Source organism: Paenibacillus sp. ACRRX (genome assembly GCF_022346885.1).
Taxonomy (GTDB): Bacteria; Bacillota; Bacilli; order Paenibacillales; family Paenibacillaceae; genus Paenibacillus_B.
In genome coordinates this window covers 1-22,631 of sequence record NZ_JAKRNK010000009.1, presented here as the reverse complement: position 1 = coordinate 22,631, position 22,631 = coordinate 1, and the positions used below count along the sequence as shown (strand labels likewise).

Sequence of the window (22,631 nt, the reverse complement as noted above, 5' to 3'; positions counted from 1 at the left end):
CTGTCTCAATCCTTTGACAAATTTTTATACATGTCGGTGTGTGGACCGATTGGGGAAAGATCAAACGAATCGCCATGCGCCGACAAGCCAAGTTTAGGGTAATAGCCGCCGACAGATGTACGTCCGCTGCGCAACCACATATGCACCTCTTTCATAACATATGTAAAGAGTCCGCCTTCCCGTCAGGACAGCGGACTCTTGTTATGTAAGCAGCGCGTTATTTCTTATTCAGCATCCTGCCTGCAACGCGGTTTGATATACGCGGAAACAGCTGCATAAACTTGGTTCCTGCCGCAGCCAACCATGGCAGGTCCACCTCCGAAGTGCCGCGCTCCATCACACGAAGAATCCGTTTGGCTACACGTTCTGGAGGCATCATAAACCACTTGATATTGTTCACGTAATGGCCCGTCGGATCTGCCACGTCAAAAAATGGTGTATCTATCGGGCCCGGATTTACGGCCGACACGGTTACCCCAGTGCCTGCCAGTTCCATCCGCAACGAGTTCGTAAATCCGAGTACAGCATGTTTAGAAGCAGAGTACGCCGATGACTTGGGTGAACCAATCTTGCCCGCCATAGAAGCCACATTCACGATCCGGCCTGATCGTCGTTCCAGCATCGAAGGCAATACTGCCTTCGTACAGCGGACAGTCCCCATATAATTAACGTCCATCATCGCTTCAAATTGACCTAATGTCAGATCAGTTGCTCGTTCAAACAGGCCAAAGCCCGCATTGTTCAACAAAATGTCAATACGTCCATATGTTTCTATGATCCGTGCCATGACATGCTCAACTTCTTCCGCATTAGTAACGTCGAGTTGAACACATTCATGCTGTCCTTGTATTCGGGCAGACACATGTGCCAGCTTATCTGTAGAACGCGCTGCCAGAACTGGTATTGCTCCCGCTTCAGCGACAAGTTGGGCGGTTAGAGCACCAATTCCGCTTGAAGCACCTGTTATGACAACGACTGATCCTTTTATATCCATCTCGGTCTCTACCTCTCTAACCTATGCGCATCATAATATCAAATCGCCCAATGTCCCGCACGTGCAACGGCACCGTCATCGCCGTTGAACCACAGTTCGGCGCTGCCCCGATCAGCAGCAGTTGCGGAGGTGTAATATCAACGTGAATACCTTGATTATACAATAAAGTGGACGCATTACCACTTATCATATTGCCAAGCTCGGAAATAGCACTTTCCCCCATCGTATCCAGAGCCTCCAATTGGAAGCCCCCCATCATAGCCGAGGCCATTTTGAGAGCAGCACCTTCATTTAAGCCGAATGCGACATGAGCGGTCATCTGTCCAGTCAGATTGAATTGAATACGTAGATCATGTGCGCCGCTCCAAGATAACATTTCAAGCTCCCCACGTTCAGGACGAACCTGTACAATCTGTTCGATCACATTGCACGCCGATTGTAAAAAAGGCTGAATCCATTCGGCTTTCATATCTGTAGCTTTCGCCCCTTTCCGACACTAAGGGAGTATATTCGACAAAATCAAACCGTCCTCATACACCCAGAAACTCTAAGACTATTATACTGAAAACGTTTCAGAAAGCACTACTCGTTTTTATATTATTATGTGAAAAAGCTGCAATAACAAGCCCTTATTACAGATCAACAAGCAATTATTCGTGAAAAATGGGTGTTCGATGAACTAAAGAATGGAAATTAGCCAAGTAATACCTGGACGAAGTCAAATCTAAGTGGAGGAATGAAGAAATAGGACGAGAACCCCTCGCCCTATTTCGAATCGTTACAAATCCAGACATGTCCTACTTCTGAATCGCTAAGCTCACGATGATGTTTCTGGCCAACTATTTAAGCAGACCACGCTTCATCGCTTTGTACACGAGCTGTGAGAACAAGCTGTTGGACCATGCAAACCATGCACGTGTAAAGATGGAAGGATCATCTGAGTGGAAGCCTTCATGCATAAAGCCAGTATCTGCATCCGTCGCTTCAAGCAGGTTGATCATCTCGACCATTTCTTCATCTGTTGAAGCCGTCAAGCCTTGCATAGACAATGCCATGTGCCATACATATCCATCTGGTGTATGCGGACTACCTATTCCTTTGGCAGCTTTGCCTTCAAAATAGTACGGATTTTCTTTGCTTAAAATAAAGCGGCGCGTATTTTGATAGATCGGATCTGTTTCCGAAGCATATCCCAAATACGGTATGGACATTAAGCTAGGCGTACCAGCGTCATCCAACAAAATCTGGTTGCCAAAGCCGTCTGTTTCATAAGCATATATCTTACCGTATACCGGATGATTAACAACACCGTACAATTGAATACCGTGGTTAATTTCACCCTCCAGCTTCTTCATTTCAGCAACAAATAGCTCGTCGCGGAATCCATACTTAGCAATCTCTTGCATCTGACGTAAGGATACGACTGCAAACATGTTGGACGGAATATTATAATGGAAATCACACGCATCGTCACTAGGGCGGAAGCCCGACCATGTCATTCCGGTATAGTTGACCGGCATACCCATGCCATCGTTGCGAAGCGTGTCGATTTCTGGGCAATTTTCACGATTAAAGCGGTATGGCGACTGTTCGAAATGACGCTGCTCCGTCTTCCATACTTCGACAATTTTCCGCATAGCGGATTTAAAGTTGGAATCAAAAATATCTGTGCGACCCGTTTCTTTCCAATACATATAAGCAAGTCGGATCGTAAAGCACATCGAGTCAAGCTCATATTTGCGCTCCCATACCCATGGAGACATTTCCGTTTGATCATTTGCATCCCAATGCCAGTCGTTCGCTGTTTCATTGAATGCATTTGCATAAGGATCTATATTGATATAATACATATGGCGCTTGATCAGACCACCAATAATACGCTGCAAATCGGCATCATCTTTAGCCAGCGGCACATAATGGATCACCTGCTCAACGGAATCACGCAGCCACATGGCAGGAATATCACCTGTCAATACAAAAGTCGTGCCGTCATCTAACAGCTTCGTTGTTGTTTCTAACGTGTTTGGGAAGCAGTTTTTAAACAATTTTAAGAGCTTCGGTCGATGCGCCAGCTCCTGCTCTGCTTCTGCCAGTACTCGTTTTACGGCCTCTGGCAGTTCGAATTTGGGAACGTCAATCTTAGGTAAGCGGAATTGTTCCATGATGTTTCCTCCATTTTTCTATAGGTTGAAAAGTATATTTGTGAGTAGGTATAAATAGAGTGCCTGGCTATGCTGATAGGGTACTCTCCGTTAGCATTCATGCGCGCGGTCTTTAGGACGCCCTAGCTACGTAATTTAACATATAAAAGAGAACGCTTACGCAAGGAACGGTGGTACCGTTAACCTTATCGTTCTGACCCTATCAGTTTACATGGAAACGCTTTATCAAGCCACCCCTTGCGGGTGTATAAACTTTAGATTATTTGTCAAATAAAAGTTTAGTTTGAACACTCCATCTGCTCGTATATAAAAAAGGCATATCTAGCATCTTATCGCATGAATCTCAACACTTTTACGGAATCTTTTATGGTATTGTGAATATAAAAACATTGACAACTTTATATATGGCCTTCATCGTTATGCCTATAGTGTACAAACTCATTTTAATGTAATACATATGTATTAAAGGAGGACCGGAATGCCTAATATTTGGACACATCTCATTTTTGGACAGGAGGCCATGAGAGCGGCTGGATTAGACACTTGGCTTCAATCCCCCTCTGATCTCAGACTCTTTAATATGGGCTGCCAAGGACCTGATTTTTTATTTTACCATCACTTTCTCCCCTGGCAGACAGATAAAACGATGAACCTGGTAGGAAGCCTGATGCACAATGAACATTGTGGGCCTGTCCTGCTGGACTTTATAACCGAGACAGACCCCAAAGATCGCCAAAGGTCCATCTATATGCTTGGTTTTATGCTTCATCACGTGCTCGATCGCAACATGCATCCCTACGTCTTCTCCCGTTCCGGCTCGCGAAAATGGGACCATCAGCGCTTCGAAGTACTGATGGATACGCATGTCGTCAAGCGTAAGCTTGGGCTTGAGACGTGGAACACGCCGGTGTGGAAAGAGATTGATACCGGCGGATCGTTTCCTGAGGCGGTCGTCGACGCTTTCGAGCGGATGACGGAGCGCCACTACGCTGCGTATCGCGGCCTTGTTCGCCGCGAAGCATGGAATGAAGCGAATCACGCAATGATTGGCGCGCAGAAGCTGTTCCATGACCCGCGCGGCTGGAAGCGGGTCATCACCTTTGGGCAAACCGAACCGCTTGTATACAAGCGCAGGGTTGCCCACTATGATGTCATGAACGAGGCGAATCGCCCGTGGCTTGACCCTACGGGCTCGGGTGAAACCTACACGACAAGTATTTGGGACATGTGGGAGACAGCTGCGAGTGATGCTTCATCCGCTATTGCGGCGGCTTTGGCATATTGGAAAGATTCTTTTAAGCCAGAAGAAGGTACGATTGCTGACGCAGTACCGTCAAACGCACTTGCCAACCTGATCAAGGCAATCGGCAATCGTTCTTATGAGACAGGGCTGTCGCTGGAGCAGAATCGTCCAATTGTGGCTGAAGATCCAATCTGGGAACGTTAAAATAAAAGGCAGCAGCTTCAAAGCTCTCGAGTTAGTCTGACTCGAGAGCTTTGTTTTAGTCTGTATGCTCGGCAGTCTTTCTTTGGTCTACCGCCTGGTTATATCGTCTATCGCCTCGTGGTATTACATCGGCTACGATGACCAGATCATGCTTCAGCCACTTACGGAAGCTGGCTCGCAGCGAATACGCCTCCGATACCTCCAGGAGCAGCGGCGTATCCGCCCGCGCATGCAGAACAACATCTTGTCTGTGTATTTCACAGCGAATCGATTCTACCGATGACGTCCGCATGCGGTCAAAACCGACCGCCAATCGCAGGAGCAGCCCCAGCACCCGTACTGCCTGCTTGTCTTGAGGCAGCAGCAAAGCGTCATAAGCTTTCCAAGATTCGTTCAGCTTCTGCTTACGATCCATGGAAGCAATTAACCCGCTCAAGATAACTTCTCTCGGTGTTAAGCCATACAAATCTGCATTCATAATCATATAAAAAGCATGACGCTCCCGCTCCAAGTGATGGATCGCAATCCCTGAGTCATGCAGCAAAGCACTTGTTCTCACGATTCGTTTCCATTCTGGCCCAAGATCATGCAGCGGCTGAAGTTGGTCAAACAACATGTCCATTAGTTTATCCACTTGATAGGCATGTCGCTCATTTAAATGCAGTCGATGCATCAGGTTGTGCACCGAGAACATCAGCGGCTCGTCAATGCTAAGACCTTCTTTACGCAGCACTTCAAACAGCGCCCCATCTCTGACTCCCTTGGCACTAACCAGCAGCCTGGGAATCTGAAGAGCACGTATCCACACCGATACAAGGGTAAACGAGCCCATTATAATATCTGCCCGGTCCTTTGCCAATCCTGGTACAGCCTCTTTTTGAGCAAGACACATTCCCTTTAATCGTTCATGCCAGTTCAGTACGTCATTAGAAACCACTTCGTAATGATGCAGCGAGTCAAATGGATATCGGCGCTCTGCCTTGTCCATCTTAGCGATCGTACGCATCGTTCCCCCGACGCCAATTAAAGGAAGTCCCTTGGTTCTCTCCAGCCATGGAACCTGTTCAAGCCACTGCAACGAGGCAGCAGTCAAATTGTCTTCTTCTTCCGCAGACAGCTGATCTCTGACATCGAATTCCCCTGCAAGTGTCAGCGCGCCTACGGGCAAGCTGATGCTTGCTCTCATCTCCCGATTCTCAATCCATACCAATTCGAGTGAGCCGCCACCAATATCAAGCATGAGCGCATCCTTAACGTTCATTGTTGATATTACAGCCAAGTAATCCAAATAAGCTTCCGCTTCACCGCTAATGATACTGAGCTGGATACCTGTTTCTTCTTTAATTCGGTGCAAAATAAGTTCCTGATTGGTCGCTTTGCGCAGCGCAGCCGTAGCAACAGCTATTATTTCACAATTCAAATAACTTTCGCCTAGACGTTTAAATAAGAGTAGCGTTGAGATCAAATGATCACATTTATGCTCTGGAATTGCTCCAAGCTCATCGTATTCATCCCCGAGTCGAAGCACTTCCTTCCATTGATCTACAACCTGAAAAGATAAATCCGAATGAACCTCTGCTAACATAAAGCGGACCGAATTCGAACCAACATCTACGATACCGATATGTCGAAGCGGCTGACTCCCTCGGGCCAACTGCAAATTTGTCATATACCCTCACTCCTGACGCTAATAAACTTACGGTCTATGATCCTTGTACAGCCCTGCTGCGTTACGAACCATTTAATCATGTATTTCGTCAAATGACCATTATATGATCTATTTATTTACATTTTCTTTATATATAAGCCTGTAAAATAAAATGAGCTATGCCAGCGGCTTCAGCTTGGTTCTAATAAATGTTTACTTACCTACTGCATACACTACGTAATAAAGTTTCTATGTTCCCACCCACATTGGCTAGTACATTTCTTTCATTCCATTGTCCTGCTTTCCTCAACCGACATCAGTAATCGAAACCAGCAAGCAATGAAATACTCTCCCGCTCTGCAATCATACAGAGGGCCGTCATATCCGCTTTCATTCAAGGCGTCCGCACGCTATTCCTCTTATCCTTATTTAAGTACGTCCAATGCTTTCATCATGATTTACACATTCATATTAAGTATTTGTAAATCTATGACCTGCATAGGAAAGATGCATTAATCTACATTTAAAGACGCATAAGCCGAGTATCTCATATACGTTGATAAATTTCGGCATTTTTTGCGTAGTCAAGACATCGGTTAAGGAGATGTGCAGATGAGTCAACCGAAAATAGCCGCAGCAATCGATATTGGTTCTAATGCGATAAAGATGCTCATTGCAGAGATAGAGGGCCCAGGGCAGCTTCGGGTGCTTGAGGACGTCAGACTAGACTCTCCCATCGGCGATGACACCTTTACAAATGGGCGGATCCGACCTGAGGCCATGTTTAGCGTGTGTCGCTCTCTCAAGCATATGTCACAGTTGATGAAGGATTACGGCGTAAGGCATTACCGTGCTTATGCCACTAGCGGAGTTAGAGAAGCCAGCAACAGCTTATATTTTTTGGAACATGTCCGTCAGGCAACACAGATGGACGTAGAGCTCATCGATCGTTCGGTTGAACGATTTTTGACCTATCAATCTTTGAATTATGGCTTGACAGCTATGCCGACCCTACGAGCAGAAGGCCTGCTCATGGTCGAGATAGGCAGCGCAGGGGTGCAAATGAGCGTATTTGCCGATGGCAAGCTCCGTTTCTCTGACCATGTAAGAATCGGCACTCTTAAGCTGAAAGAAATTCTCGATTCCCTCCGGGGGGAATCGCTTCAATATACAGAAGTATTGCAGCAATACATCGAAAGCCAGCTTGGTATGCTGCATGAGCGGATACAAGCCTATAATCTCCCCCATTATCTTGTGTTAGGTGGAGAAACGGCTTCCTTGGTTCAACGCACACATGAGCTAGTGCTTGACGTCCGTGGCATGAGTACTGATGTGTTTAATCGATATCACCGCGATATTATTCAGTCCGGCACCTTTAAGCTAGCTCACAAGTTTCAGTTGGATGAAGAGCGTGCTGACCAGATGATTCCGACCAGCATTATTATGTCCGAGTTATGGAAAGCAACAGCTGCGGAGCATGTTTTGATTCCTGACCTGTCGCTGAGACATGGCGTGCTGCATCAACTCGCAGCGGAATGGTCCGACGGTACGCTGAGCGATACTTATGTCGCAGATATGATAGCAACAGCTCTCCATACGGCTGAGCGCTACCAGCTTGACATCGCTCATTCTTTAAAAGTCAAAGAACTAGCAACGAAGCTCCTGCACAAGTGCAACGCTTCTTTTCATTTAGACGCATCATACGAACTATGCCTCCAACTGGCAGCTATTTTACACGATATTGGCAAGCACATTTCACAAGAAGGACACGCAGCTAATTCCTATCACATGTTGAAATCGATGGACATGTTAGGGATAACGGACAAGCAGAAAGAGATTATTGCGAGCATCGCACTCTATCATCCCCGTGGCACGATGGTACCTATTCGACCGGAACTGTCCACTGAAGAAAATATCGCTTTGGCTCGACTCACTTCCCTACTTAAGTTGGCTGATGCCTTGGACTGTTCCCATAGACAGAAAGTGCAAGACATTAAGATAACTTGGCAGCATGGAGAATATCTGCAAGTGAAGCCCCTTTACGAAGGAAGCCTTGAACTGGAAACTTGGGCCTTTATGCAGGAAAGCCCATCCTTTGAACAAATAAGCGGATACCCGATCCGTCTAAAACCCTAACTTCCGGTAAGGAGTGATACGATGCGAAAGACACTGATTAATCGAGAATGGAGCTTGCTCGCCTTCCATCGGCGCGTATTGGAAGAAGGCTATGACAAGTCAAATCCATTAATGGAAAGGTGTAAGTTTCTGGCGATTAGCTGCTCCAATGTAGATGAATTTTTTATGGTGCGCGCAGCATCCGTTGTTGATCAAATATTAGCCGATTACCATAAACAGGATCACTCCGGATCAACGCCACAGGATACACTGCGAGGCATCGAGCAGATCGCACGGCAGATCGTAGCAGACCAATACAAGCTGTATGAGCATCTGCGCACCAAGCTCCGTGAGTCAGGAGTACACCTGAAGAGAGCGCACCGCTTAAGCTTACCCGAGAAACAATTTCTAAAAAGTTATTTTACGGAGCATATCTTTCCCGTCCTAACCCCTATGGTCGTCGACCAGAGTAGACCGTTTCCACTCATTCAGAACAAGAGTCTGAATATCGGCCTGCTCGTGCAAGACCCCGAAGATGGCGAAACCGCTTTTGCTACCGTAGCTGTGCCTGAAGTACTGTCTCGATTAGTAGAGCTCCCTTCACATGGCCAAGGGCGGGAATTTGTGCTTTTGGAAGATGTGATGAAAATGCATATGGATATGTTGTTCAGCGGCTATGATATTACCGAGATAAAAGCTTACCGTATTACACGAAACGCTGATCTTGATATAGACGAGGACGGTGCAGAAGATCTCCTGAAAGAGATCGAGCAATCGTTAAAAATGAGAAAATGGGGTAATGTGGTCAGACTTGAGGTGGAAGCTGAGTCAAGTAAAGAGATGATCCGCATGATTACTCAAGATGGAGAAGACGATCCTGATGCAGGCATCAATTACGTTGATGGTCCGCTTGATCTGACTTTTATGAATAAGATCACGCAGCTTACAGGATATGACCATCTGCATGACGCCCCATTCCAGCCACCTATGCCGCATGAACGTGAGGTTGACCTGCTGGAATGGATTCGAGAACAGGATCGGCTGCTTCATCATCCATTCGACAGCTTTGGCGTAGTTGTTAATCTAATCCGACGCGCCGCTAAAGACCCGGATGTACTTGCCATCAAGCAGACACTTTATCGCGTATCTGGCAATTCACCTATCATCCAAGCCCTGATTGAAGCAGCCGAGAACAAGAAGCAGGTCACTGTGCTAGTAGAGATCAAAGCGCGCTTCGACGAAGAGAACAATATTCATTGGGCCAAGCGACTTGAACAGGCAGGCTGCCATGTCATATACGGCCTTGTTGGCCTGAAGACACACCTGAAGATGCTTCTGATCGTCCGCCGCGAAGAAACCGGCATACGTCGATATGTCCATCTCGGTACAGGCAACTATAACGATGTGACGGCCAACTTCTATACCGATATGGGGCTGCTGACTGTGAATGCCCAGATTGGGAGTGATGCCTCCACCATCTTTAACATGTTGTCCGGCTACTCCGTCCCTTCCAGTTTGAACAAGTGCTCAATCGCTCCCTTGTTCCTCCGCAAACGTTTGGAGCAATTGATTGAATATGAGATCGACGTCGTCAAAAAAGGCGGAACGGGACGAATCATGTTAAAAATGAATGCGCTGGTTGACGTCAAACTGATCCACCTTCTCTACAAAGCGTCCAAAGCTGGTGTGCGTATTGATCTTATTGTACGTGGAGTATGCTGTCTGCGACCCGGCGTCAAAGACCTAAGTGAGCATATTACAGTCAAAAGTATTGTCGGTCGCTTTCTGGAACACACACGTATATTTTATTTCCATCATGGCGGAAAAGACTTGACCTTCCTGAGCAGCGCAGATTGGATGCCGCGTAATCTGGATCGGCGTGTAGAAGCGATGTTTCCGATTGAGCTTCCTGAATTAAAGCACCGTATTATGGACATTTTGTCCCTCTATATGAAAGATAACGTCAAAAGCCGTTATCTGCTGCCCGATGGCAGCTATTTAAAGCAGAAAACCAAACCACAGCTGCGTATTCATGCCCAACAGCTGCTCATCAAAGAAGCGTCCCGCTCGCATCTGCAGCCTGTCACGTTACAATTACAACCACGTCAAGCTCCTGATCGCGTTATGACGTTAAAGGTATCTGCGTATGACCACTGACCCCTTTAAATTAAGCAATTTTTCATATGAATAATCATTAGAGATATTTGCAGGAGCTTGTCCTTCTATGTAGGCCAATCTGTAACAGTGATCAGCCAAGTGCATCCAATCTATGCGCGAAATGTATCATTTCGATCAAAGGGAAAGATGAGCAAACCATAATTATGATCTCGTGCGGATTGCCTGACGGCAGTCCGTTTTTTTGATCGAAAAATTTTGAATTTCTCGCACCTATCCAACCGCGCATTCCCTCATCGTCTAACTAATCACAATGCCAAGAATGAAGATGAATATTTATATATGATAGCTTCTATCTTCTGTCTGCTGTAGTTTCTTATGTGTTCTAATCAATCTATTGAGCACCTTTTTCCTCAGCAAAGTTACCGAACTAGTTGTGCTGCTATCGTATGCAATAACAGCCCTACATCTCCCAACATCTTTATTTATATGTGGAACGCTGTCCGGCTGGTAATATTTATACCCAATGTTCATACATGTATAGAAAGCGCTTACAGATTGTGTGTTTACAAACCCTTTATGCCCAGATGACACCCGTTTAACTTTGATGATTTACGATTGTGAAGGTAAAGACAAGATGTATGCCTTACAAAGCAACACAACCAAACATCTTAAATCAAAGGAGTCCACACATGAAAAACGCATTTATCATTCGTTGTTCCACTGTATTGCTCGTCTCGATCATGTTGTTGACAGGATGCACCAGCGGTTCTACTAGCAGCGAGAGTCTGGATACATCCAAGCTTACGCTAGAACAGATCACAGAGAAGGCAAAAAGCGAAGGTGAAGTGAATTCTGTCGGAATGCCGGATACGTGGGCAAACTGGGTGCAATCATGGAACGATCTGAACAAGAAATACGGCTTGAAGCATATTGATACAGACATGTCGAGTGCCGAAGAACTGGCGAAGTTCGAATCGGAAAAAGATGATGCAACAGCAGATATCGGAGATGTTGGGATTGCGTTTGGTCCATTAGCCAAAGAAAAGGGTTTAACTCTCCCTTACAAGACTTCCTATTGGAACGATGTCCCGGATTGGGCTAAAGACGAAGAAGGCCACTGGCTGCTTGGTTATACGGGCTCACTTGCATTTATTACAGATAAAAATAAAGTTGCCTCTCCTCCAAAATCATGGGCAGACCTGAAAAATGGCGGTTATAAAGTATCTGTCGGTGACGTGATGAAAGCCAACCAAGCTCAATTCGGCGTACTTGCAGCTGCTTTTGCTAACGGTGGTGATGAGAAGAACATCCAGCCTGGTATCGATTTCTTTGCAGAGCTGGCCAAGGCAGGACGAATTAATCCTATTGATTCAAGTGTGGCTAATCTCGAAAAGGGTGAAGTCGAAGTTGGTATCCTGTGGGACTTCAACGCCCTAAATTATCGTGACCAAATCGATAAAAATCGCTTTGAAGTCACTATCCCTGCCGAAGCTTCTGTCATTAGTGGTTACACAACACTGATTAATAAATATGCCAAACATCCGCATGCCGCGATGCTTGCTCGTGAATACATCTTATCTGACGAAGGTCAAGCCAATCTGGCGCGTGGTTACGCACGACCTATTCGTGAGAATGCCAAGCTGCCAGATGACGCCAAGAACAAGCTGCTACCAAGTGAAATGTACCAAAATGTTCGCCCAGTCAAAGATATGAAAGCGTGGGAAGCAACGACCAAGCAGCTTCCGCAGCTATGGCAGGAACAGGTACTTATTCATGTTAAATAATGTGCTAACAAATCAACTTATCTTTATTATGCTGGACGGCCTGAAATACAGCACGGCCGTCCAGCAGTTGGGCTACATGCATCATCTTGTTGAACACGGCTTAGCGGCAAGATTCAAGGTCAAATCCGAGCTGCCGAGCCTTTCTAGACCGCTTTATGAAGTACTGCTCACAGGCACACCTGTCTACCGACATGGCATTACGACAAACCACACCGTTAGACTGTCTCATGAGCAAAGTCTGTTCCATCTCACACGACAGCATGGCTTAACCAATGCAACCGCTGCCTATCACTGGGTCAGTGAACTGTATAACAAAGCACCGTTTAATCCTATGACAGACCGCTACCAATGGAACACAGATCTTCCGATCCAGCACGGAACTTTTTATTGGGAGGACCATTATCCGGACTCGCACCTATTTGCAGATGCCCAGCATCTTCTACAAACCGCTAAGCCCGATTTCTTATACCTTCATACGATGAACATTGACGACGAAGGTCATAAACATAGCGGCAATTCTGCGGCTTATCGTAATCGAGCTATAGCAGCTGACATGCTGTTAGCACATACACTGCCTTATTGGACATCACTTGGTTACCAGATCATTGTCACAGCCGATCATGGCATGAATGATGATGGCATGCACAACGGTACCACAGACGATGAGCGTTCCGTACCGTTATATGTGATTAGCAGCAAAGTTCAGCCAGGTGTATATGAAGAGGCTGTATCCCAGCTGCAAATAGCGCCGCTTGCTTGTCATCTGCTGAATATACGTGCTTCAAACGTAATGCTGCCACTCACTATACTTCAAGCAGAGCCTGTGCCTTCCGTGTAACGGGGGCACTTGTTATTTCCTCGGAAATAAGTGTGGTTTGTCGTACATTGTCTATTCGATAACAAAGGAGTGTCAGCTATGAGAAAGTGGAATGGACTGCTGGTAACCACACTAATTCCTTTCTGCTGCTTTATCGTTCTATTTATGCTTGTGCCGCTGCTGTCTATGGTCATTGGCAGCTTTCAAGTGGAAGGCGGCACTGGCTGGACATTCACGCACTATAAGGAGATTTTCAACAATCCGTTCTATAACCAGGCCTTTAAGAACAGCTTACTCATTTCAGTTTGGTCTGCTACAATGGGTATCATTTTATCGGTGTTTGCTGCATATGGCGTCACTCAATTCCCGATAAAATGGCAGCAGCGCATTTTGGTATTTACTAACCTAACGTCGAATTTTGCTGGAATTCCGCTCGCATTTGCCTTTATCGTCCTGCTGGGAAACAGCGGCTTATTTACAATCCTGCTGCAGCATTTTGGCATTAATCTGATGGATTCATTTCATTTATTTTCATGGAGCGGATTGACCGTTATTTATATTTATTTTCAATTGCCGCTAGGTGTACTACTGCTATTTCCTATCTATCATGGTATTCAAGATAGTTGGAAGGAATCAGCCTCCCTGCTTGGTGCCTCCCCCTTTCAATTCTGGCTGCGCGTAGGTGTTCCAGTGCTGCTGCCAAGCATTGCAGGCACATTCAGCATTATGTTCGCCAACTCCATGGGGGCATACGCTACCGCATACGCACTGACGGGGAGCACGTACAACTTGCTGCCAATCCGCATTAGCGGATTAGTATCGGGTGACGTGTTCGCACGACCAGAGCTGGGCAGTGCATTAGCCACAATGCTTGGGCTCACTTTAGTCGCAGCCCTGATCATTAACGAGTGGCTCACACGCCGAATTCGGAGGGATCTGCGATGACAAGTACAACAAATCATTCGAATAATCATTCGCTGAACAAATGGCGTCGTTTTCATTTCTACCATTTGGTGATGCTCATTTGCGGCCTATACTTACTCCTGCCTCTGCTCGCAACTGTGTTGTACTCGTTCGCCACCGAATGGAATAAGACTATATTGCCAGAAGGATTGACTTTGCAGTGGTTTACGGCCTTATTTCAGGATTTGCGCTTCCTAAATTCCTTTGGACGCTCCCTAATACTTAGTGCCAGTGCTACTGTTGTCTCGTTGATCGTGACAGTTCCAGCCATATTTGCAATCGTTGTGTATGCACCTCGATTAGAACGATATGTACAGGCACTAGTGATGACCACTTATGCCCTGCCTGGTGTAATTATGGCTGTCGGCTTAATTCGTGCTTATGCAGGCAAGGGAATCTCTATGCTAATCGTAGTTGGTGGCGCATATGTAGTTGGTATGCTTCCGTTTATATACCAGGGTACACGCAACAGCCTACGTACAGTGAATGCAGCCTCCTTAATGGAAGCCGCTGAATTACTCGGTGCAAGCCGCTGGCATGCATTTCTTCGGATTATCGTACCGAACATTATGCCAGGCATTCTTGTATCTGCATTACTGTCTTTTTCGATGCTGTTTGGCGAATTTGTCCTAATCAACATTTTAGTAGGGGGCAAGTTTGAGACATTGCAAATTTACTTATTCGGTGTTTTAAACCGCAGCGGTCATATAGCAAGCGCGCTTGTCGTGTCGTATTTCATTATTATGGCTATCATTAGCGGCCTATTGATGAAGCTCGGTGCCATCGGACAATCACAACAAAAGGGGGATTCCCAATGACATACGTGACAATTGAGCAATGCTCCAAATCTTTTGGCAAACAAGCCGTGCTTCATCACCTCGACCTAAGTTTTGAGCAAGGCGAATTTATTACTTTGCTCGGTCCAAGCGGATGTGGGAAAAGTACACTGCTGCGTATTATTGCGGGTCTAGCGACGCAAGACAGCGGCAAGCTATATATAGATGGCAAAGAAGTCACTCATACGGCTCCACGCGATCGGCAGGTAGGTATGGTCTTTCAGTCTTATGCTTTGTTCCCCAACTTGACGGTTACGGACAACATTGCGTTCGGATTAAAAATGAAGCGACTTGAATCAAAGAAGATTGAACGAGAAGTAGCCGCAATTATTGAGCTTGTCGGCCTTCAAGGCAAGGAAAAAGCATTTCCACGCGAGCTGTCCGGCGGGCAGCAGCAGCGAGTCGCGCTCGCGCGGTCATTGGTGACTAAGCCTAAGCTCCTGCTGTTGGATGAGCCGCTAAGCGCCCTAGATGCTCAGATCCGCAAGCATCTGCGTAAACAGCTTCGTGATATTCAACGCAGTCTAAATATGACAACCGTGCTCGTCACGCACGATCAAGAAGAAGCCATGTCAGTAAGCGATCGTATTTATCTAATGAACGGCGGTCGGATTGAGCAAGCAGGTACACCGCATGATATCTATACGCGACCCCGGAGTCCATTTGTTGCAAGGTTTATCGGCAATTACAACGTAGTCTCACGCGAAGAGTTGCGTCGGATGCTGCCATCCCTTGCTCACACAGGCAGCCTAGTGGAATCTACTGCTTCCTTGTATGCAATCCGACCGGAAACACTGAGTGAAGAGCCCTTTGAGCAAGGCATCGCACTGACAGGCAAGGTCGATCATCTTTCCATGCTAGGCAACATTACTCGCTGTGAATTTATTATTGAAGGCTGTCGCCTTTATGCCGACCACCTGCATCGCACATTTGAACACGCAATGATAGGAGAGACCAAGACTTGGTATATTGACCCGAAGGATGTGATTCCCCTCTATGACGATGCTGCCTGAAGAACGCAAGCAATTTATACTGGAGGAAATTCAGCGGCATGGCAAAGTAGGCGTCGTAACCACGGCCAACACCTTGCAAGTGACCCCAGAGACGATACGCAGAGATCTAGCTGATCTAGAGGGACAACAACTCTTAAAACGAGTGTACGGCGGCGCCATCGGCTTCACGCATGCCAAAGCGGAACCTCGATTTGAGAAGAAGCAAAACATGATGCGCGAAGCCAAAGTCGCTATTGGCAGCAAAGCCGCTTCTTACATTCAGGACGGCGATACTATCGTTCTAGATGTTGGCACCACTACACTGGAGCTTGCACGCGCCATCAGAGGTGTAGTGCGGGTCACCGTTGTAACCAACTCGCTTGCCGCCGCCAATGTTCTGATGGAAGCGCTTGAGGCGCGCCTGTTCGATGGCCGTGTTATCATGCTGGGCGGTACAACCCAGCCTGCCCAGAAATCCGTCACCGGCGCATTGACGTATCAGATGCTATCGAATTTCCGCTTCGACAAGGCGTTCCTTTCCTGTGGCGGCATTACACCAACTACTGTTAGCGACTACGAGATGGAAGAGGCGTTATGCTCCTCCGTCATGTCAGCTAATGCAGAGCAGGTATTTGTGCTTGCCGACCATACCAAGCTCGACAAATCGCAATTTTACAACATCTGTCCGCTTGCTCATGTCAGCACGGTCATCAGCAGTGACAGGATGCCGACCAACTGGACAACACATGGCATTGATACCACTTGGATTGTTGCTTAAAGTACCAGACGAAACTACTTTATAGGCAGAATACTAAAATGACCCCTGCCAGACAAGCTGCCTCTCAGCAGTCTATCCAAACAAGGGTCTTTTTTATAAAGTATAGATAATAAATGTTATATTAAGGAATAATATCCAACGTGAATCAAGAGTCCAGCTCTAGCACGAGCGCTTCAAATGGACGAAGCCTGAAATCCTGCATCCTGTCGATCTGCGTATCATCATAGTTGCCTGTCATGCGGGCAAAGCTGCGGCCCTGCCAATGATCTGGACAACTAAAAGATACTTCGTGACGGGCAAAGTTAAGCACAATCGCCCACTCCTTGCCTTCCCATTCACGAGAATAGGCATAGATATATTCATCATTTTCAAGATAAAGAGAATACGCCCCATACACCATGATTGGATGCTGCTTACGGAGTCGAATGAGCTCTTTATAATAATAAAATATAGAATTTGTGTCCTGAAGCGCGGCTTCCGCATTGATATCCGTATAATTAGGATTAACCCCCAGCCAAGGCGAGCCTGTCGTGAATCCGCCATTAGCTGATGCATCCCACTGCATTGGTGTACGTGCATTATCCCGACCTTTCACATGGATCGAACGCAGCACATCTGCCGGAGCTTTGCCATGCAGTTCAGTCGCTTCCCGATACATATTTAACGTCTCAATGTCTTGATATTGGTCAATACGCTCAAAGCTTACATTCGTCATTCCCAATTCTTCACCTTGATAAATATAAGGAGTTCCCTTCAGTGTATGCAGAAGTGTGGCCAGCATCTTAGCGGACAGGACACGATATTCGCCATCATCACCGAAACGCGACACCATCCGTGGTTGATCATGATTGTTCAGGTAAAGGCTATTCCAACCTTTGTCAGCCAAACCAATTTGCCACTTGTGCAAGATGCCCCGTAGTTTATGCAGCGTCCACGGCTTCAAATCGAACTTGCCTCCTGCGCCTGATCCGATATCAACATGCTCGAATTGAAATACCATGTTAAGCGCACCGTTCTCTTCATCTGTAATCTCTACGGCCTGATCCGCATTAACGCCCGGCATTTCCCCTACCGTCATGACCTCGTAATGATCCAGCACTTCTCGTTTCATCTCCAGCAAGTAATCCATCAGTTTCGGCCCGTTCATGAAGTGATCGCCGCCCCATGCGTAACGGTCTTCCCCAACACTTGGAAGCTCTGGTGTTTTCGAAATAAAGTTAATCACATCCATGCGGAAACCGTCGACGCCTTTATCGAGCCACCACCGCATCATCTCATATACTTCGCGGCGAACTTTAGGGCTCTCCCAATTGAGGTCTGGCTGCTTCTTGGAGAACAAATGCAGGAAGTAGGCCTCAGTTTTCTCGTCATACTCCCATGCAGAACCGCTAAATACGGAAGTCCAGTTATTTGGCTCCTGACCATCCTTGCCTTCACGCCAATAATAATATTCCCTAAATGGACTATCCTTCGATTGCCGCGATGCCTCAAACCATGCATGTTCATCAGACGTATGGTTAACGACCAGGTCCATTACTAACTTCATCCCTCGTTTATGAAGACCTTCAGTAAGCGCTTCCCAATCAGTTAATGTTCCAAACTCTTCATGAATATTCCGGTAATCACTAATATCGTAGCCGTTATCATCATTAGGTGAAGAGTAAACTGGAGACAACCAAATTACATCGACCCCCAGTTCCCGCAAATAGTCCAGTTTTGAGACAATGCCTGGAATGTCACCAATGCCGTCACCGTTGCTGTCTTTAAAGCTGCGTGGATAGATCTGATACACAACTGCTTCTTTCCAAAATGTCTGTTTCATCGTTCTCCACTCCTTCTCCCACTCTGCGTTAGTATGCGTGTTGCCGGGGTTGCTCCTGTTCGCGTAACACTTTGAATACGAATAATTATCAAACGCTCAAAGGTACTTTCCATCTTTTAATGGAATGCATTTATTCTTACCGTAAAATTTCTCATGTCTCATGCAAACGCCTCACACACATTGTGCAAACGATTGCATAAAAATTATATCATGCTTGCCCAACTATTCAAGTTACGAAATGCACACCATTTATAAATACTCACTTTTATATTAAGGTATAGTTATTATATTTGATTATTTCCGAATCCCTTTCTTGCTTGTCAAATGGATAACTTAACCTCCCTATTCCTTAAACATATGTTGCCTCTCCCAAATTCAGAAGATAGAGTACTGGGCCTACAGGACACTGTGCAAGCGCAAATTAGCTTCCTTTGATTCTCTTCATGCGAATCCCAATACCGATTCCATTCCTTCTTTACCCTATATGCCTGCTTGTCCAATGCTAATTTCCACCAACTTCAATTTAATGACATCTATATAACTGCAACCATATGCCATTCAAGAAGTAAAATCGAACTTGGGATCTGTCATAAAATATAATAATTTGCATAAGATACAGCGCATCCGCACCTGCTACCACTCGCTGCTATACCGCTTACGCTCCACCACTCCACCATTAGATCCATCCTCGCTGTTAACGCACAGCTTGAACCGCCTGATTGGGGGTATTATAAATATAAATGCTCATATTTTCCCCCATACATAATCTGACGAATCTACACTCAAAATAGAAGTGGATAGGAGATGACAGTATTGGAAAATGAACAATCTCACTCACAGCAAGACCAATCCATTCAGCCTTATCATACGTGGAGTACATCCGACACGCTTGATCATCTAGGCAGCAGTGAGCAAGGGTTATCTACTGCTGAGGCAGCTAACAGAATAAGCAAGTATGGCAAAAACGCATTGCAGGAACAAGAAGGCAAATCTATAATCGCCAAGCTGCTGGCCCAGTTCAAAGATGTAATGATCGTTATTCTTCTGGCTGCCGCCTTGATCTCTGGCATTTTAGGAGAATGGACAGACGCCTTTATTATTTTGTTTGTTGTCGTGCTGAATGCCGTACTTGGTGTCATTCAGGAGAACAAGGCAGAGCAAGCACTCGCTGCGTTAAAGCAGATGTCTTCTCCTAATGCTCAGGTGCGTCGCGGTGGCGAGACGATCACGATTCGAGCGGAAGATCTTGTTCCTGGCGATATCGTTCTGCTTGAAGCTGGCAATGTTATACCAGCAGACATCCGAATTTTGGAGTCTGCATCTCTAAAAATCGAAGAAGCAGCCCTGACCGGAGAATCTGTCCCGGTGGAGAAAGATGTTGAACCGCTCGACAAAGCCGACGTCGTCATCGGCGATCGCAAAAACATGGCCTATATGAGCAGCAATGTTTCCTATGGACGTGGTGTAGGTGTTGTAACCGGCACAGGTGCCAATACCGAGGTTGGTAAAATTGCAGGCTTTATCACGCAGGAGGAAGACGAGGTCACGCCTCTCCAGAAGAAGCTTAATGAATTGGGCAAATATTTTACCATCATTATCGTCGTAGTAGCTGTTATCATCTTTGTAGTTGGCTACATGCAAGGTCGAGAACTGCTGGATATGCTGCTTACCTCCATTTCGCTTGCTGTGGCTGCCATACCTGAGGGACTGCCTGCTATCGTGACGATTATTTTGGCGCTGGGCGTACAAAAGATGGCCAAACGCAAAGCCATCATACGCAAACTGCCTGCTGTTGAGACACTTGGAAGCACCGAGATTATTTGTTCAGATAAGACAGGAACACTAACACAGAACAAAATGACGGTACTGCAAGCCTATGTGGGGGACGTGATGCAGCCTTCTCAAGACCCTGTGCAGCAGCTAGCCGGGCATGAAGTATTTCTGCAAGTCATGGCGCTTTGCAACGATTCAAAGATTACAAGCGGCGATCGTGCAGATGGTATCGGCTTTATTGGCGATCCAACAGAAACGGCCCTGGTCGATTTTGCGTTAAAGCAGAGCTTTGACAAACGTGATGGAGAAAGCCGTTATCCACGTCGGGCGGAGCTTCCGTTTGATTCAGAGCGGAAGCTAATGACAACCATACACGATATGACTGCGGATCATGCACAGCCATATCGCGTCATGACAAAAGGCGCGCCAGACGTGCTGCTTGAACGATGCAGCGGCATTTTACGCGATGGCAGCATTGAGCCGATGTCAGACGCCCATCGTACAGCAGTTGCTGCTGCCAACAAAGCGCTTGCAGACAAGGCGCTGCGTGTGTTGGCCCTTGCCTATCGTGACTGTGAGTCTCTGCCTGAGCAGCTGACACCTGATGCGGTAGAACGCGATCTCGTATTTATCGGTCTCGTCGGCATGATTGATCCACCGCGCGAGGAAGTCAAGGAAGCCGTCCGTGTGTGCAAGGCGGCGGGTATTCGTCCGGTTATGATTACAGGTGATCATCGGGATACGGCTGCTGCAATAGCCAAGGAACTAAACATTATCCAAGATGATAGCGGCGTACTGACTGGCAGCGAACTGAACAAGATCAGCGAAAAAGACTTCGAGCAGAAGGTAACAGAGTATTCGGTATACGCGAGAGTGTCTCCGGAACATAAAGTTCGAATCGTGCAGGCGTGGAAGAAACGTGGCAAAATAGTCGCGATGACAGGCGACGGTGTCAATGATGCACCCGCCTTAAAGACATCTGATATCGGTGTTGGCATGGGGATCACTGGAACGGATGTGTCAAGGGGTGTTTCTGATATGGTGCTCGCCGATGATAACTTCTCGACCATCGTAGTAGCTGTTGAAGAGGGACGTAAGGTGTACAGCAACATCCGCAAGACTATTCAGTTTCTATTATCTGCTAACTTAGGCGAAGTGATAACCTTGTTTATAGCTACAATGCTCAATTGGAAAATTTTATTCCCAATCCATATCTTATGGATTAATCTTGTGACAGATACGCTGCCGGCATTAGCGCTTGGATTGGAAAAAGCTGAGGCCGATATTATGAAACGGCCGCCGCGCAAGTCATCTGAGAGTGTCTTTGCAGACGGTGTTGGCAGTGGGATTATTTATCAAGGCCTTATGGAGGCCGCCTTGACTTTGTTTGCCTACTACTGGGGCCATACACACTACGCCGAGGATATTGCGGTGACGATGGCATTTGCCACACTAGGCTTAATTCAATTAACGCACTCATTTAACGTGCGATCCAATCGAAAGTCGCTGTTTACGATAGGCTTTTTTTCCAACAAATATTTAAACGGCGCTGCAATCGTATCTGGCTTGCTTGTAGTGCTCGTTATCTTGCTGCCATTTATGAATGAGCTGTTTGATGTTGTGCCGCTTAACGGCGAACAATGGCTAATCGTTATTGCTTGTGCAGTTGCGATCATACCAATCGTGGAGATCGTAAAACTGATCGTTCGGGCAACAGGGCGCGATTCCTAAGGATGGAGCAGTTTCTCCATAAAAAGAGGGACACAGACTTTAGAGGGAATGCTCGCTGCGAGGCCTAAGCTATCGCACTCGGCAAGCTCCTTTAGACGGCTTTCCCGCCTTATCAGGCGCCCATGCGCATCTAGATCCCCAACTAATGCGGGATTTCGGCCTTAAGTTGGCCTTGCGCGGGATAGGCGCGTTGCCATGCCTGAGCTTTACCTCGCTGCGAGGCCTAAGCTATCGCACGCGGCAAGCCTCCTTTAGGCGGCTATCCCGCCTTATCAGGCGCTCATGTGCATCTGGATCGTCTACTAAGGTGGAATTTCGGCCTTAGTTGACCTTGCGCGGGATAGGTCCGTTGCTATGCCTACGCTATCGCACGCGGCGAGCTTCCTTTAGGCGGCTATCCCACCTTATCAGGCGCTCATGCGCATCTGGATCCTCTACTAAGGCGGAATTTCGGCCTTAGTTGACCTTGCGCGGGATAGGTCCGTTGCTATGCCTAAGCTATCGCACGTGGCGAGCCTCCTTTAGGCGGGTATCCCGCCTTATCAGGCGCTCATGTGCATCTGGATCGTCTACTAAGGTGGAATTTCGGCCTTAGTTGACCTTGCGCGGGATAGGTCCGTTGCTATGCCTACGCTATCGCACGCGGCGAGC

16 protein-coding genes are annotated in these 22,631 nt (G+C 46.8%); 10 read left to right on the top strand and 6 right to left on the bottom strand.

All coding sequences use genetic code 11. From position 1 onward, the window contains the following. Nucleotides 1–5 precede the first annotated feature (5 nt). The 4 genes from MH117_RS26595 to MH117_RS21715 all read right to left on the bottom strand — a co-directional run bounded on the left by MH117_RS26595 (nucleotide 6) and on the right by MH117_RS21715 (nucleotide 3,156). On the bottom strand, nucleotides 6–140 hold the full coding sequence (locus MH117_RS26595) for a GNAT family N-acetyltransferase (RefSeq protein ID WP_275444778.1): 135 nt from the start codon (nucleotides 138–140) through the stop codon (nucleotides 6–8). A gap of 77 nt (nucleotides 141–217) precedes the next feature. Beyond that, a complete protein-coding gene (locus tag MH117_RS21725) occupies nucleotides 218–994 on the bottom strand; it encodes an SDR family NAD(P)-dependent oxidoreductase (RefSeq protein WP_239332415.1) in 777 nt (258 codons plus the stop codon). 16 nt (nucleotides 995–1,010) lie between these two features. Continuing rightward, the gene (locus MH117_RS21720; protein WP_239332414.1) at nucleotides 1,011–1,463 is read right to left on the bottom strand and encodes a chemotaxis protein CheX; all 453 of its coding nucleotides are present in this window, start codon (nucleotides 1,461–1,463) and stop codon (nucleotides 1,011–1,013) included. Between the two features lie 370 nt (nucleotides 1,464–1,833). Further along, entirely contained in the window at nucleotides 1,834–3,156 is a 1,323-nt protein-coding gene (locus tag MH117_RS21715) for a glycoside hydrolase family 125 protein (protein ID WP_239332413.1), read from the bottom strand. A gap of 478 nt (nucleotides 3,157–3,634) precedes the next feature. Between MH117_RS21715 and MH117_RS21710 the strand changes: the two genes are divergently transcribed. Then, a complete protein-coding gene (locus MH117_RS21710; protein ID WP_239332412.1) occupies nucleotides 3,635–4,603 on the top strand; it encodes a zinc dependent phospholipase C family protein in 969 nt (322 codons plus the stop codon). 55 nt (nucleotides 4,604–4,658) lie between these two features. Here MH117_RS21710 and MH117_RS21705 read toward each other — a convergent pair whose 3' ends face one another. Beyond that, nucleotides 4,659–6,272 carry a Ppx/GppA phosphatase family protein gene (locus tag MH117_RS21705; protein WP_239332411.1) on the bottom strand — a complete coding sequence of 538 codons (1,614 nt, stop codon included), beginning with the start codon at nucleotides 6,270–6,272 and terminating at the stop codon, nucleotides 4,659–4,661. A gap of 591 nt (nucleotides 6,273–6,863) precedes the next feature. Between MH117_RS21705 and MH117_RS21700 the strand changes: the two genes are divergently transcribed. The 8 genes from MH117_RS21700 to MH117_RS21665 all read left to right on the top strand — a co-directional run bounded on the left by MH117_RS21700 (nucleotide 6,864) and on the right by MH117_RS21665 (nucleotide 16,654). Next, nucleotides 6,864–8,387, top strand: a complete 1,524-nt coding sequence (locus MH117_RS21700) for a Ppx/GppA phosphatase family protein (RefSeq protein WP_239332410.1) — start codon at nucleotides 6,864–6,866, stop codon at nucleotides 8,385–8,387. A gap of 21 nt (nucleotides 8,388–8,408) precedes the next feature. Then, entirely contained in the window at nucleotides 8,409–10,523 is a 2,115-nt protein-coding gene (gene ppk1 / locus MH117_RS21695; RefSeq protein WP_239332409.1) for a polyphosphate kinase 1, read from the top strand. Between the two features lie 701 nt (nucleotides 10,524–11,224). Then, nucleotides 11,225–12,268: an ABC transporter substrate-binding protein gene (locus MH117_RS21690; RefSeq protein WP_481857291.1), complete on the top strand. Its 1,044-nt coding sequence runs from the start codon at nucleotides 11,225–11,227 to the stop codon at nucleotides 12,266–12,268. A 1-nt stretch (nucleotide 12,269) separates the two neighbouring features. Then, complete coding sequence (locus tag MH117_RS21685) at nucleotides 12,270–13,106, top strand: alkaline phosphatase family protein (RefSeq protein WP_239332407.1); 837 nt, start codon at nucleotides 12,270–12,272, stop codon at nucleotides 13,104–13,106. Between the two features lie 78 nt (nucleotides 13,107–13,184). Next, nucleotides 13,185–14,030 (top strand): ABC transporter permease, encoded by an 846-nt coding sequence (locus MH117_RS21680; RefSeq protein WP_239332406.1) that lies wholly within the window; start codon nucleotides 13,185–13,187, stop codon nucleotides 14,028–14,030. Between the two features lie 71 nt (nucleotides 14,031–14,101). After that, nucleotides 14,102–14,866, top strand: a complete 765-nt coding sequence (locus MH117_RS21675; protein WP_239332760.1) for an ABC transporter permease — start codon at nucleotides 14,102–14,104, stop codon at nucleotides 14,864–14,866. Continuing rightward, nucleotides 14,863–15,897, top strand: coding sequence for an ABC transporter ATP-binding protein (locus MH117_RS21670; RefSeq protein WP_239332405.1), 1,035 nt, complete (start codon nucleotides 14,863–14,865; stop codon nucleotides 15,895–15,897). Before MH117_RS21675 ends, MH117_RS21670 begins: the two co-directional genes overlap by 4 nt. Continuing rightward, nucleotides 15,881–16,654, top strand: coding sequence for a DeoR/GlpR family DNA-binding transcription regulator (locus MH117_RS21665; RefSeq protein WP_239332404.1), 774 nt, complete (start codon nucleotides 15,881–15,883; stop codon nucleotides 16,652–16,654). Before MH117_RS21670 ends, MH117_RS21665 begins: the two co-directional genes overlap by 17 nt. 145 nt (nucleotides 16,655–16,799) lie before the next feature. Here the strand turns inward: MH117_RS21665 and MH117_RS21660 are convergent, their stop codons facing one another. Then, the gene (locus tag MH117_RS21660; RefSeq protein ID WP_239332403.1) at nucleotides 16,800–18,476 is read right to left on the bottom strand and encodes a glycoside hydrolase family 13 protein; all 1,677 of its coding nucleotides are present in this window, start codon (nucleotides 18,474–18,476) and stop codon (nucleotides 16,800–16,802) included. 804 nt (nucleotides 18,477–19,280) lie between these two features. Here MH117_RS21660 and MH117_RS21655 point away from each other — a divergent pair. Further along, nucleotides 19,281–21,980, top strand: coding sequence for a calcium-translocating P-type ATPase, SERCA-type (locus MH117_RS21655; protein ID WP_239332402.1), 2,700 nt, complete (start codon nucleotides 19,281–19,283; stop codon nucleotides 21,978–21,980). Nucleotides 21,981–22,631: the final 651 nt, after the last annotated feature.

Excerpts from the sequence above, each read along its gene's own strand:
- MH117_RS26595 (WP_275444778.1), bottom strand. The coding sequence starts at position 140 with ATGTGGTTGCGCAGCGGACGTACATCTGTCGGCGGCTATTACCCTAAA.
- MH117_RS21725 (WP_239332415.1), bottom strand. The coding sequence starts at position 994 with ATGGATATAAAAGGATCAGTCGTTGTCATAACAGGTGCTTCAAGCGGA.
- MH117_RS21720 (WP_239332414.1), bottom strand. The coding sequence starts at position 1,463 with ATGAAAGCCGAATGGATTCAGCCTTTTTTACAATCGGCGTGCAATGTG.
- MH117_RS21715 (WP_239332413.1), bottom strand. The coding sequence starts at position 3,156 with ATGGAACAATTCCGCTTACCTAAGATTGACGTTCCCAAATTCGAACTG.
- MH117_RS21710 (WP_239332412.1), top strand. The coding sequence starts at position 3,635 with ATGCCTAATATTTGGACACATCTCATTTTTGGACAGGAGGCCATGAGA.
- MH117_RS21705 (WP_239332411.1), bottom strand. The coding sequence starts at position 6,272 with ATGACAAATTTGCAGTTGGCCCGAGGGAGTCAGCCGCTTCGACATATC.
- MH117_RS21700 (WP_239332410.1), top strand. The coding sequence starts at position 6,864 with ATGAGTCAACCGAAAATAGCCGCAGCAATCGATATTGGTTCTAATGCG.
- ppk1 (WP_239332409.1), top strand. The coding sequence starts at position 8,409 with ATGCGAAAGACACTGATTAATCGAGAATGGAGCTTGCTCGCCTTCCAT.
- MH117_RS21690 (WP_481857291.1), top strand. The coding sequence starts at position 11,225 with ATGTTGTTGACAGGATGCACCAGCGGTTCTACTAGCAGCGAGAGTCTG.
- MH117_RS21680 (WP_239332406.1), top strand. The coding sequence starts at position 13,185 with ATGAGAAAGTGGAATGGACTGCTGGTAACCACACTAATTCCTTTCTGC.
- MH117_RS21675 (WP_239332760.1), top strand. The coding sequence starts at position 14,102 with ATGCTCATTTGCGGCCTATACTTACTCCTGCCTCTGCTCGCAACTGTG.
- MH117_RS21670 (WP_239332405.1), top strand. The coding sequence starts at position 14,863 with ATGACATACGTGACAATTGAGCAATGCTCCAAATCTTTTGGCAAACAA.
- MH117_RS21665 (WP_239332404.1), top strand. The coding sequence starts at position 15,881 with ATGACGATGCTGCCTGAAGAACGCAAGCAATTTATACTGGAGGAAATT.
- MH117_RS21660 (WP_239332403.1), bottom strand. The coding sequence starts at position 18,476 with ATGAAACAGACATTTTGGAAAGAAGCAGTTGTGTATCAGATCTATCCA.
- MH117_RS21655 (WP_239332402.1), top strand. The coding sequence starts at position 19,281 with ATGACAGTATTGGAAAATGAACAATCTCACTCACAGCAAGACCAATCC.